The organism is Lysinibacillus sp. FSL L8-0312 (assembly GCF_038003285.1).
Classification (GTDB): domain Bacteria; phylum Bacillota; class Bacilli; order Bacillales_A; family Planococcaceae; genus Lysinibacillus; species Lysinibacillus fusiformis_D.
On sequence record NZ_JBBOOV010000001.1, the window covers coordinates 3,805,691 to 3,818,380 of the forward strand.

The 12,690-nt window shown below is 36.8% G+C and carries 9 protein-coding genes; all 9 read left to right on the forward strand.

From position 1 onward, the window contains the following. The first annotated feature begins 567 nt into the window (after positions 1–567). Positions 568–1,422 carry a class II fructose-bisphosphate aldolase gene (locus MHI22_RS19145; RefSeq protein ID WP_036121426.1) on the forward strand — a complete coding sequence of 285 codons (855 nt, stop codon included), beginning with the start codon at positions 568–570 and terminating at the stop codon, positions 1,420–1,422. 150 nt (positions 1,423–1,572) lie between these two features. Beyond that, positions 1,573–2,223 carry a fructose-6-phosphate aldolase gene (gene fsa, locus MHI22_RS19150; RefSeq protein WP_036121423.1) on the forward strand — a complete coding sequence of 217 codons (651 nt, stop codon included), beginning with the start codon at positions 1,573–1,575 and terminating at the stop codon, positions 2,221–2,223. 63 nt (positions 2,224–2,286) lie between these two features. Next, positions 2,287–3,573, forward strand: coding sequence for a UDP-N-acetylglucosamine 1-carboxyvinyltransferase (locus MHI22_RS19155; RefSeq protein WP_036121421.1), 1,287 nt, complete (start codon positions 2,287–2,289; stop codon positions 3,571–3,573). 94 nt (positions 3,574–3,667) lie between these two features. Continuing rightward, complete coding sequence (gene glpX / locus MHI22_RS19160) at positions 3,668–4,624, forward strand: class II fructose-bisphosphatase (protein WP_036121428.1); 957 nt, start codon at positions 3,668–3,670, stop codon at positions 4,622–4,624. A gap of 226 nt (positions 4,625–4,850) precedes the next feature. Next, positions 4,851–6,134 (forward strand): transcription termination factor Rho, encoded by a 1,284-nt coding sequence (rho, locus tag MHI22_RS19165; RefSeq protein ID WP_036121419.1) that lies wholly within the window; start codon positions 4,851–4,853, stop codon positions 6,132–6,134. 271 nt (positions 6,135–6,405) lie between these two features. Then, positions 6,406–7,788, forward strand: a complete 1,383-nt coding sequence (locus MHI22_RS19170; protein ID WP_036121417.1) for a TcaA 3rd/4th domain-containing protein — start codon at positions 6,406–6,408, stop codon at positions 7,786–7,788. 14 nt (positions 7,789–7,802) lie between these two features. Next, positions 7,803–8,615 (forward strand): hypothetical protein, encoded by an 813-nt coding sequence (locus MHI22_RS19175; protein ID WP_330493597.1) that lies wholly within the window; start codon positions 7,803–7,805, stop codon positions 8,613–8,615. A gap of 348 nt (positions 8,616–8,963) precedes the next feature. Continuing rightward, the gene (locus MHI22_RS19180; protein ID WP_036123691.1) at positions 8,964–10,865 is read left to right on the forward strand and encodes an AraC family transcriptional regulator; all 1,902 of its coding nucleotides are present in this window, start codon (positions 8,964–8,966) and stop codon (positions 10,863–10,865) included. An 87-nt stretch (positions 10,866–10,952) separates the two neighbouring features. Next, positions 10,953–12,677, forward strand: a complete 1,725-nt coding sequence (locus tag MHI22_RS19185; RefSeq protein ID WP_036123690.1) for an ABC transporter ATP-binding protein — start codon at positions 10,953–10,955, stop codon at positions 12,675–12,677. The last annotated feature ends 13 nt before the right edge of the window (positions 12,678–12,690 follow it).

Below are 12,690 nucleotides of genomic sequence, written 5' to 3' on the forward strand. Positions count from 1 at the left end.
GCCCCTGCATTTCAGGTGCAAGCCTTCGTTGAGTTGCCCTCCACTACGGCAGACACTGCCGCTACGTTACACTGCGCTTTCGTGTAGAAAATAAGAGCCTCTGCATTTCAGGTGCAAGCCTCTGTTGCGTTGCCCTCCACAACGGCAGACACTGTCGCTACGTTACACTGCGCTATCGTGTAGAAAATAATAGCCCCTGCATTTCAGGTGCAAGCCTCTGTTGCGTTGCCCTCCACAACGGCAGACATTGTCGCTACGTTACACTGCGCTATCGTGTAGAAAATAATAGCCCCTGCATTTCAGGTGCAAGCCTCTGTTGCGTTGCCCTCCACAACGGCAGACATTGTCGCTACGTTACACTGCGCTATCGTGTAGAAAATAATAGCCCCTGCTTTTCAGGTTCAAGCGCCGCCGTTACGTTGCACTACACTTTGGCGACACTGCCGCTACGTTGCCCTCCGCTTTCGTGTAGAAAATAATAGCCCCTGCTTTTCAGGGGCTATTATTTTTGCTATGATTGAGGGGCATGTTTATGTAAAGAATAGTCCTATGAGGAGGATTTTTAGTATGGCATTAGTATCTATGAAAGAGATGTTAATTAAAGCAAAAGCAGAAGGTTATGCGGTTGGTCAATTCAACATTAATAACCTTGAATGGACTCAAGCAATTTTACAAGCAGCTGAAGAAGAAAAATCTCCAGTGATTCTTGGTGTTTCTGAAGGTGCAGGTAAATATATGGGCGGATTTATTTCCGTTGTTCATATGGTAAAAGGTTTAATGGAATCTTACGGTATTACAGTTCCTGTAGCGATTCATCTTGACCATGGTTCTAGCTTTGCAAAATGTAAAGAGGCAATTGATGCAGGCTTTACTTCAGTGATGATTGATGCATCACATCACTCATTTGAGGAAAATGTAAAAATTACTTCAGAAGTAGTAGAATACGCACATGCTAAAGGCGTTTCTGTGGAAGCAGAATTAGGAACAGTTGGTGGAGATGAAGATGGCGTAATCGGTGGTATTATTTATGCTAATCCAGAAGAATGCCGCAAAATGGTTGAACTGACAGACATCGATTGCTTAGCACCAGCACTTGGCTCTGTACATGGTCCTTACAAAGGAGAGCCAAACTTAGGCTTTAAAGAAATGGAAGAAATCTCTAAATTAGCGGATCTTCCACTTGTCTTACATGGTGGTACTGGTATCCCAACAAAGGATATTCAACGTTCCATTTCATTAGGTACAGCTAAAATCAACGTCAATACTGAAAATCAAATTGAAGCAACAAAAGTAATCCGTGAAATTCTAGACAACGACAAAGTTGTTTACGATCCACGTAAATTCCTTGGTCCAGCACGTGAAGCCATTAAGGCAACGGTTATTGGTAAAATTCGTGAATTTGGTAGTGCACAAAAAGCATAATTTTTGCATTTAATATGTTACAAAAGCATAGTTAAATACACATACTAAGAGAAGTGTTGATGCTTTCAATCGACCTTCTCTTGTTTTTGAAATAATAAAATTTTGGAAAATATTTAATAATATAAGAAAAATGATCAGGAGGAAATAAAAATGAAATTTTTCATTGATACAGCAAACTTTGAAGAGATTAAAGAGGCACATGCATGGGGTATTTTATCAGGGGTTACAACAAACCCATCATTAGTGGCTAAAGAAGAGAATGTTTCTTTCCATGATCGTCTTCGTGAAATAGCTGAGCTTGTTGATGGCTCTGTAAGCGGAGAAGTTATTGCACTTGATGCGGAAGGTATGATTAAAGAAGGTTTGGAATTAGCTGCGATTGCTCCAAACATAACAGTAAAGTTACCAATGACACCAGCTGGATTAGAGGCATGTCGTTTCTTTGCAAACAAAGGTATTAAAACAAACGTGACATTAATCTTTAGTGCGAACCAAGCATTAATGGCTGCGCGTGCAGGTGCTACATACGTATCACCATTTATCGGCCGTTTAGATGACATTGGTCAAAATGGTGTCGAGCTAATTGAAACAATAGCAGATATTTTTACCATTCATAATATCGATACGCAAATTATTGCTGCTTCTGTTCGTCATCCTCAGCATGTTACAGCAGCAGCTTTAGCTGGCGCACATATTTCAACTACACCGTTTAAAGTATTAAAGCAACTTTTCAACCATCCATTAACGGAAAAAGGAATTGAAGGATTTTTAACGGATTGGAATACGAGAAAAGGCGAATAATAAGATTATAAAGTGAGCCAATTGCAAAAAATACTACTTTCCAATCATGAGGGAGAACGCAAAATGGATGTTTATAAAATTACTGGCGAAAATCGTCTACGAGGTACAATTAAAGTTAGTGGTGCAAAAAATAGTGCAGTCGCCTTAATTCCTGCATCAATTTTGGCGAACTCTCCAGTGACTATTGGGGGGATACCCGAAATTTCAGATGCTTGGACGTTAAAGGCTTTATTAGAGGAAATTGGTGGAGAAGTTTCATTTGAGGATGGCACAATGACAATTGATCCTACAGATATGATTGCATTGCCTTTACCAAATGGCAACGTGAAAAAGTTACGCGCTTCTTATTATTTAATGGGTGCTATGCTTGGACGTTTTAAGAAGGCAGTCATAGGGTTACCTGGAGGCTGCTTTTTAGGACCACGACCAATTGACCAACATATAAAAGGCTTTGAGGCATTGGGAGCTAAAATTACCAATGAACATGGAGCCATCTATTTACGTGCAGATGAATTGATTGGGGCAAAAATTTATTTAGATGTAGCAAGTGTTGGGGCAACGATTAATATTATGTTAGCAGCAGTGCTTGCAAAGGGACGGACTGTCATTGAAAATGCCGCAAAGGAGCCTGAAATCATCGATGTAGCGACACTTCTGACGAATATGGGGGCCAATATTAAAGGTGCAGGTACAAGTGTCATCCGTATTGAAGGTGTAGAAGAGCTACATGGTACCGAGCATACGATTATACCAGATCGCATTGAAGCATCTACATTTTTGATAATGGCTGCAGCAGTTGGTGATGGTATTACCATTGATAACGTTATTCCACTGCATTTAGAAGCGATTATCGCAAAGCTTCGTGAAATGGGTGTGAAAATCGAAATTGGTGAAGAAAGTATTTATGTACCAAAAACAGATCTCTCGACATTACAGGCAGTGGATGTTAAAACGCTGGTATACCCTGGATTCCCAACGGACATTCAGCAGCCACTTGCGGTGTTAATGTCACAGGCATTCGGTTCTTCTAAAGTAACAGATACTATTTATACAGCTCGATTTAAACATATTGATGAGCTTCGTCGTATGAATGCAGATGCTCGTGTAGAAGGAAATACAGCTATTATTAAAGGGCCGAGTAAATTACATGGCTCAACGGTAACAGCTACAGATCTTCGCGCGGGTGCAGCTTTAGTTTTAGCTGGTCTCTTAGCTGAAGGCGAAACAGAGGTTCAGGATATATATCATATCGAACGTGGCTATAGCTCACTTATTGAGAAATTACGTGATTTAGGCGCTGATATTCGACGTGAAACAATCATGGCACGTGTAGCTGAGACAAAGGAATAATGAGAGCTAAAAGTTTTCAGCCAATTATGTTACAATAGAGGTAATTTGAATGTTTTGGCATAAAAAGATGCCGATAACGGGAGGCAAAGCAACAATGGAACGTAGTTTATCGATGGAAGTAGTACGAGTAACAGAAGCAGCAGCAATCGCATCCGGGAAATGGATGGGACGCGGTTTGAAAATTGAAGCAGATGATGCAGCAACAACAGCGATGCGCAAAATGTTCGATACAATTCCAATGCATGCTACAGTAGTAATTGGTGAAGGTGAAATGGATGAAGCACCAATGCTTTATATTGGTGAAGAACTTGGTTTACGAAATGGTGGTCCAAAAGTAGATATCGCAGTGGATCCTTTAGAAGGTACAAATATTGTGGCAAAAGGTACGAACGGTGCCATGACAGTACTTGCTATCGCAGATAAAGGCAATTTGTTAAATGCACCAGACATGTACATGGAGAAAATTGCTGTAGGGCCAGAAGCGGCTGGTAAAGTGGATATAAATGCTTCTGTCACTTATAACTTATTACAAGTAGCAAAGGCTAAAAATAAAGATATTTCTGATGTAGTTGCTACTCTTTTAGATCGACCTCGCCATCAAGCAATTGTTGATGAAATTCGTGAAGCTGGCGCACGTATTAAGTTTATCCAAGATGGCGATGTTGGCGCAGCAATCAACACCGCTTTTGATGAAACGGGTATTGATATTATGTTTGGAACAGGTGGCGCTCCAGAGGGTGTTATTTCGGCAGTGGCCTTAAAATGCCTCGGTGGGGACTTCCAAGCAAAACTAGTACCAGAGGATGAAGAGCAATTAGAACGCTGCACAAAAATGGGTGTAGATGTTGAGAAAGTGCTTTATTTAGATGACCTAGTAAAAGGCGATGATGCTATTTTTGCAGCAACTGCTGTAACAGATTGCGAGCTATTAAAGGGTGTTCAATATAAAGGTGCTTATGCTCTAACACACTCAGTAGTTATGCGAGCTAAATCCGGTACGGTTCGCTTTGTAGAAGGCCGTCACGCTCTTGAGAAAAAACCTAGATATTAATGATATTTTCTTCTAAAATATACCTAGTACATCTATTGTGCTAGGTACCTTCTTCTTAAATTAACCATCCCATATTTTAAGGCAATGTTTAGTTGTATGGTAGAAAGTGTATCAGTAGTTATTATTAAACTCAGGCTACCATATAAGCATTAACAGAGCCTATCGAAAACTTCAATGATAACCCCAATAATTGTATTATATTTTGAAAAAGACTGGAGTTGTGCATATGTCTACATTGACAATCGCTCAATTAGAAAACATGACGTTAAAAGAGCTTTACGCCCTCGCACGCCAATATAAAATTTCATATTATAGCAAGCTAACGAAAAAAGAATTAATATTTGCTATTTTGAAAACGCGTTCAGAGCAAGAGGGCTATTTCTTTATGGAAGGCGTATTAGAAATTGTTTCGCAAGAGGGCTTTGGCTTCCTACGACCAATAAACTACTCACCAAGTAAAGAAGATATTTATATTTCTGCATCTCAAATCCGTCGCTTTGACCTACGTAATGGGGACAAGGTGTCTGGGAAGGTGCGACCACCGAAGGAAAATGAACGCTATTACGGCCTTTTACAAGTAGATGCTGTCAATGGCGAAGATCCTGAAGTAGCAAAGGAACGTGTGCATTTCCCTGCATTAACACCTTTATATCCTGATCGACAAATTAAGCTTGAAACAACACAGCGCAATTTATCAACACGTATAATGGATTTAGTGGCCCCTGTAGGTTTTGGTCAGCGTGGTTTAATCGTTGCACCACCAAAGGCAGGGAAAACATCTTTATTAAAAGAAATTGCAAACGCTATTACAACCAATCATCCAGAAGCTGAATTAATTGTCTTGCTGATTGATGAACGTCCTGAGGAAGTGACAGATATTGAACGTTCTGTAAATGCAGATGTTGTCAGCTCAACATTTGATGAAGTACCAGAGAATCACGTGAAAGTGGCAGAAATTGTATTAGAACGTGCACGCCGTTTAGTTGAACATAAGCGTGATGTTATCATTTTAATGGACTCTATCACGCGTTTAGCACGTGCTTTTAACTTAGTCATTCCGCCAAGTGGACGTACACTTTCAGGTGGTATTGATCCTGCTGCTTTCCATAGACCAAAACGTTTCTTTGGTTCAGCTCGTAATATTGAAGAAGGCGGTAGCTTAACAATTTTAGCAACAGCTTTAGTCGATACAGGCTCTCGTATGGATGAAGTCATCTATGAAGAATTTAAAGGTACAGGTAACTTAGAGCTTCATCTAGACCGTCAGTTGGCGGAGCGCCGTATTTTCCCTGCGCTTGATATTCGCCGCTCAGGTACACGTAAAGAAGAGCTTCTTCTTGAGCCAGAACAGCTTGAAAAACTATGGGCGATCCGTAAAACATTTTCAGATGCGCCTGATTTTGCAGAGCGCTTCCTGAAAAAGCTGCGCACGACAAAATCAAATGAAGAATTTTTTGAGAAATTGAACGAAGATATGAAAAAAGCCACAAAAGGTAAGGGGCTACTTTAACTTAAAATTTAGTTAGCTCTTCATATTGCTGATTATAATCTTCAGAAAAGAATCACCATTAACTAAAATTAGTTGATGGTGATTTTTTGTAATAAAAAAGGAAAATATTGTATGATTGTATAATCATTTTCCTAATACTATTTTACTGATAAAGGGAGCTAGAAACTAAATGTATCAAAATAGAAACTATGAAATTTGAATTAAAAAACTACAATTTACCATAAATGTATTGTATAATTATGTTATTATACATAAGGAATGGTGATTTTTAATGAGATTTTGCATAAGTTGTGGTGAAAAAAATAGTGAAGAAGTATTGTATTGTACAAATTGTGGTAATAGTCTTAGCGATGTACAAGATAAAACATCTATGAAAATTGAACCAAAACTAAGTGCTCAAAAGAAGCATCGTAAAAAAATGACTAAAAAACAGAAATGGATATTTTCTATCTCAAGTGTCCTACTATTAGTTCTTGCTATTACACATTTCGTTTTAAGTAGCATTTATGAGCCAACTAAGCAGATTAGTGCGATGAATGATGCGTATAATAATCAAGATAAAGATGCTTTCTTTCAAGAGTTTGAAGTTAAAGAGGGCACTGTAGCAGATGCTCAAAATTTTTATGCGATTGTTAAAGAGTACGGTTGGACAAATTTGAGAAATCAACTTACATATGAAGTAGAACGTATTATGAATAATGAAAATCCAGATATTATATACAATGGGGGTGAATTTATTTCTGTACATAGTAAACCTATTTTATTTGGGTTGTATGACAGGGTTGAATTCATCATTATTCCGACTGAAGTGTTTATTTATGCACCTTTTAAAAATATGACTTTACAGTTTGGGGATAAGGAAATTGTCAGTAAGAGTGATGAGGAAAATGTAGGATTTGGTCACTATATTCCAGGAGAGTATGCTTGGTCTTATAGTTATGAAGGTGGTTATATACCTTTAGCAGACGAAGGAAAACTAATGCTTGAAGCACAAGCAGACAATATTGCACAAATTGATGTAGACTGGGGTTTCCAAACAGTATCTGTAGACTCCGATTTAGAGGATGCGATTTTATATGTAAATGGAAAATCGACTGAAAAAAAAGTAAGTGAATTAAGAGAGCTTTATCCTGCGAAACTAAATAGTAAAATAGAAGTTTATGCACAAAGTCAAGATAAGGATGGTAAAACGGTAAAGTCAGATGTATTGCCACTAGATAGTGATACTATTTATTTACCATTTGAACATATTCGAACGGAACAAAAATTAGCAGAACATGAAGATATCATAAGGGATATTTATAAAAATTTCCGCTCAGACTATTCCTCTGCTATTCGATACACAAATTTTGATTACATAGGTGATTATTTCAGAGAAGGAAGTAAAATAAAAAAAGATTATGCGAAATTTGTAACGGATCATGATAATATTCCTGGCTATAACTATGAATTTTTGTTAAATGAAATAATATCATTTAATACATTATCAGATAAACAATTTGAGTTACAGTCATATGAAACTTTTAATTATTCTTCAGATAAAGAAGGTTCTATTAACTATGAACGTAAAAAGAAATATATTTTCTCATTTGAAAATGGAAAATACTTTATTGATGAAATTGTGGATTTAGATACGAAAAAGACAAAATTATAGTGAGGTATGTGTAGATGAAAAATTGTTTAACATGTGGACATTCGCAGGAGGATGGAAAATTCTGTGGGAAATGCGGGACTCCACTAGAAAGCGCTGCTCTTGAACAAGCAGCAACAATAAATAATATGACGGATTATCAAAATCAGCCGCAGCCACAAGCCGGACAGGCTGTTCAGGAAACTTCGCACAGTAGTGATCAAATTGAATTATTAAAAAAACAATCTAAATTATACTTTAATCATTTTCTAGAACAATTAAAAAAACCATCTGCAGGTTTTAATGTAGAAATAGCTTGGAAAAATAATCTTACTAGTATGATTATCTATGTTTTAATTACGGCTTTATCTGTATTTTTATTAATAAAAAGTTTCACTTCACGAACGTTTGGGCTTTTCGAAAGTTATGGACCTTCTATAATTCAAGTGATTCTATATGTGTCATTATTTCTAATTTTACTAATGGCGATAAACGTATTAGCCATATTCTTAACTTCAAAATTATTTTCTGAAAACCTCAGTTTTACAAATGTGATTAGTAAAATAGGAAGTTACTACGCTCTTCCTATTGCAGTTACGATTTTAAGTATTTTATTTGGCTTGTTGAAATCTTATACATATTCCATGATTATGTTATATATTGGATTTGTGTTAGCTATCGGGATCATACCTATTTTTGTTATGGTTAAATTATTGAGTAATACATCTAAAATTATTGATAATTTCTATAGTTTTATTTTTTATCTAGTTGTAACAGCTATCTTAACTTCAATTATCTTCTCTTTTATTATTGACTCAACAATAGGGGACTATTTAAGTTTTTTAATATAAGAAATTAATAGCTTCAAAGAAAATTATTGAAGAGAAGACAGTTCACAAATACGTATCCATATGGCACTAACACATGGACAAGTTATTTTATCAAAAAGAAGCAACCTTCTAGTATTGTTGTCTTGTTCTGCAACGAAGGACCCTCATTCATATTAGACGTTAAAATTTGGCGTCTGGATGATCCTTTGAATAAAAAGAGGCTTTAAAAACAATTGTTTGTTTAATACCTGCCAAGTTCGCGCTTGGCAGGTATTTTTGTATATGTTTTATTTTATAAATGTATATTGAAATTGATAATCATTATCAATATAATGAGGCTATAAAGTATGTTTATTGAAGGAGACGAAGATGAATTATGACGCTTATATGCTTCTTTGGCAAAATGCATTTATCCAGTTGAAGCAAATCGATTACATAAATAAATCAGATGTTCATGTGTCAAAGGTTTTAACATATAGCTCGTTTCTTATTGTCACAGGAGGTGGTGCACAGGTTGTCATTGATGATCAACCCTATCACGTGCAGCGCTTCAGTATTTTTCATATAGGAAAATCTCAATGCCTTCAGATTACAGCACAACAGAGTGTGAGCTACTTTCTCATTAGCTATAAGGGGGATGTCATGTACAAAGATGCTTTTATGCAACATTTGCACATGCATTATCAACCATTTCAAACACATTTTTCATGTGTACCCGCTAATCCGATCGTCATTCACAGTATCCTTCAAGATATGTACAGTAAATGGCAATCTGGTTCCATTCAGGAGCATTTATCTGTAAGGGCCTCCTTCTATGAGCTTGTCTATCATGTCTTTCGAGAATTAGCGGAAGGGCAAGGTAAACCACATGAGATGGATAAGGCAGAAGCTGCACGATTGTTTATTAAGCAACACATTCATCAACCACTATCTATACAGACATTAGCAGATATGCTTCAGATTAGTACACGGCATTTATTACGCATCTTTAAAGCGCGTTATGAAATAGGTCCACAAATTTATTTACAGCAATTGAGAATAGAGCAAGCTAAGCAGTATTTATTAACCAATCAATATGGCATTAAAGAAATTGCCATTTCTCTTGGTTTTGAAGATGAATATTATTTTAGTCGTGCTTTTAAAAAAGCAACAAATATGGCTCCAAGTAGCTTTAGGCTGAAATATACAGCTAGTATGTCCGAAATTGCCATTACAAATGAGAATCATTTTCAATACAATAATAATCAGCTCGCGCAAGCAAAACGATTTGAGAATGGAGAAAATGAAATCATGATGAGAAAGATGATTCAGCATATAAAGCTACCTTTTTTACTAAGCCTGATTGTTTTACTGGCAGCATGTAATGAAGATACGAGCCAATCTAAGGTTGACGAACAAACTTTGTCTGATACGGCAGTGACTAGAACCGTAACAGATGATAGTGGACGCGAAGTTGAAATTCCAGTGAAGGCAGAGAGAGTCGTAACCGATTGGTATCTTGGGCAAATTTTAGCGTTAGATGTTGTACCAGTTGGAGGCGTAACGGCTAACCTTGATTATGCAGCTTTCTTAAAGCAACACTATAAGGATGGGGAAATTACGAATATTGGTACAGATGGCAAGGTATCATTAGAAAAAGTTTTAGAGTTAAAGCCAGACCTGATTATTACTTGGAATGTGGAAGATGTAGCGAAATATGAAAAAATTGCCCCGACAATTGTCTTCGCTGAAGATGCTCATCAATCAGCAATGGAGGAGATTGAGGCAATGGGAAATTACTTAGGAAGACAAGCAGAGGCTGAAAAATTTACAAAAGAATTTGAAGACCGTATAGCAAAAGCTAAGGAAAAAATCATGGATGTGATTCCAGAAGGATCCACATTTACTATTTATGAAATGTTTGAAAAAAATGCAACGATTGTAGGGCAATCAAGTGTATCAGGCGGTAGAGCACTCTATCAAATTTTGGGCATGAAACCTCAAGAAAAGGTGCAGGAGATTTTTGATACAAAGGAAGCAAGTAATGGACGTTATGAGATTTCCTATGAAGTAGTAGGTGATTATGTAGGTGACTATAACTTCATGATTAATTTCTTTAACAAAGATGGCCAGTTGCCAGCAACGTGGACAAATTTAGATGTCGTTAAAAATAATCAAGTATTAGAGCTTCCATCTGAATATTATTTTGCTTCTGATCCGCTTTCTGGCTTACACCAAGCTGAAGAATTAGCTGACAAAATAGTTGATTTTACGAAGGCTCAGCAACAATAACTGTGAAAACATGTGAGCTATCTGTATGTAGAATCAGATAGCTCATTTATTAGATACGAAAATGACATTACCATAGGAGGTTGCAACATGTTATTAAGGCGCTTTTTTTCATATTATAAACCCTATAAAGGTTTATTCATTTTAGATTTTAGCTGTGCGATATTAGTGGCACTAATCGAGCTGGCATTTCCACTTGTTTTAAATAAAGTAATTGATGATATTCTGCCAGATGGGGAATTAAAATGGATTCTTATGGCAAGTTTATTGCTGTTTGGTCTATATATTTTCAATTCTATTCTTCACTTTATCGTATCGTACTGGGGGCATATGCTAGGGATTAATATTGAAACAGATATGAGGAAGGAATCCTTTAGCCATGTGCAAAAACTATCTTTCCGATATTTTGATAACAATAAAACAGGGCATCTTGTTTCTCGATTAACGAACGATTTAATGGATATTGGTGAACTTGCTCACCATGGTCCAGAGGATATTTTTATTGCGGCAATGACGATTATTGGGACGTTTGGGGTTATGTACTATATTGATCCAACCTTTACAATTCTTATTTTCTTACTTGTACCGATCATTTTAATTTTAACGATTATTTTTGGGAAGTTAATGTCCAAAGCATTCCGTCAAATGTTCGGAGATATCGCAGATTTCAATGCGCGAGTTGAAAATAATGTAAGTGGTATTCGTGTGGTACAGGCTTTCACAAATGAAGATCATGAGATTAAACGCTTTAAAGTAAATAATGAACGATTCCGTATGACAAAGCTGTTCTCCTATAAAGTAATGGCTTGGAATGAGGCTATTTCAGGCATACTCACTAAAGTATTATCACTCTTTACTTTATTTGTAGGAGCGTATTTTGTTTTAAATGGACATATAACAAATGGAGATTTTATCGCATTTATTTTACTATCAGGTATTCTTTTAGGCCCAATTAACAAAATTAATATGTTTATAGAAAGCTATCCGAAAGGTATGGCAGGATTTAGACGCTATATCGAATTTTTAGAAACGGAACCTGAAATTGCGGATCGTCCAGAGGCAAAAATGGTTGATGAAATTAATGGCGAAATTACTTTCTCCGATGTATCGTTTGGCTATGCTGCCAATAACCGTGCCCTACATCATATTAATTTAAAAGTAAATCCTGGCGAAACCGTTGCCTTGGTAGGTCCATCTGGTGCAGGGAAATCAACAATCTGTAGTTTATTGCCACGTTTTTATGAAGTCAATGAAGGATCCATTAGTATTGATGGTATGGATATACGCGATTTTAAACTGCATTCCTTACGTTCGCATATTGGGATTGTCCAGCAGGATGTCTTTTTATTCGATGGTACCATTCGTGAAAATATTGCCTATGGTGATTTAAATGCCAGTGAAGAAGATATTTGGTATGCAGCACAACGAGCGCAACTGACGGATGTCATCAATGCTCTACCTGAAGGTATGGATACATTAATTGGTGAGCGTGGTGTGAAATTATCAGGTGGTCAAAAGCAAAGATTATCCATTGCCCGTATTTTCTTGAAAAACCCAAAAATCTTAATACTAGATGAAGCAACATCTGCATTGGATACAGAAACTGAACAAGCTATCCAACAGGCATTAAATGAACTTTCCATTGGACGTACTACATTAGTGATTGCTCACCGATTAGCAACAATTAAGGATGCAGACAGAATTGTCGTTGTGTCGAAAAAGGGCATCATTGAAGAAGGTACACACGAGCAATTAATGGAACGCCAAAATGCTTACTATGGCTTGTATACAGCTCAATTTGGTTTACAAATGTAAGAGTGGAACGCAT

What these genes read in the sequence shown, in the direction of transcription:
- MHI22_RS19145 (WP_036121426.1), top strand. Translation starts at nt 568, where the DNA reads ATGGCATTAGTATCTATGAAAGAGATGTTAATTAAAGCAAAAGCAGAA.
- MHI22_RS19180 (WP_036123691.1), top strand. Translation starts at nt 8,964, where the DNA reads ATGAATTATGACGCTTATATGCTTCTTTGGCAAAATGCATTTATCCAG.
- rho (WP_036121419.1), top strand. Translation starts at nt 4,851, where the DNA reads ATGTCTACATTGACAATCGCTCAATTAGAAAACATGACGTTAAAAGAG.
- MHI22_RS19170 (WP_036121417.1), top strand. Translation starts at nt 6,406, where the DNA reads ATGAGATTTTGCATAAGTTGTGGTGAAAAAAATAGTGAAGAAGTATTG.
- MHI22_RS19185 (WP_036123690.1), top strand. Translation starts at nt 10,953, where the DNA reads ATGTTATTAAGGCGCTTTTTTTCATATTATAAACCCTATAAAGGTTTA.
- MHI22_RS19175 (WP_330493597.1), top strand. Translation starts at nt 7,803, where the DNA reads ATGAAAAATTGTTTAACATGTGGACATTCGCAGGAGGATGGAAAATTC.
- fsa (WP_036121423.1), top strand. Translation starts at nt 1,573, where the DNA reads ATGAAATTTTTCATTGATACAGCAAACTTTGAAGAGATTAAAGAGGCA.
- glpX (WP_036121428.1), top strand. Translation starts at nt 3,668, where the DNA reads ATGGAACGTAGTTTATCGATGGAAGTAGTACGAGTAACAGAAGCAGCA.
- MHI22_RS19155 (WP_036121421.1), top strand. Translation starts at nt 2,287, where the DNA reads ATGGATGTTTATAAAATTACTGGCGAAAATCGTCTACGAGGTACAATT.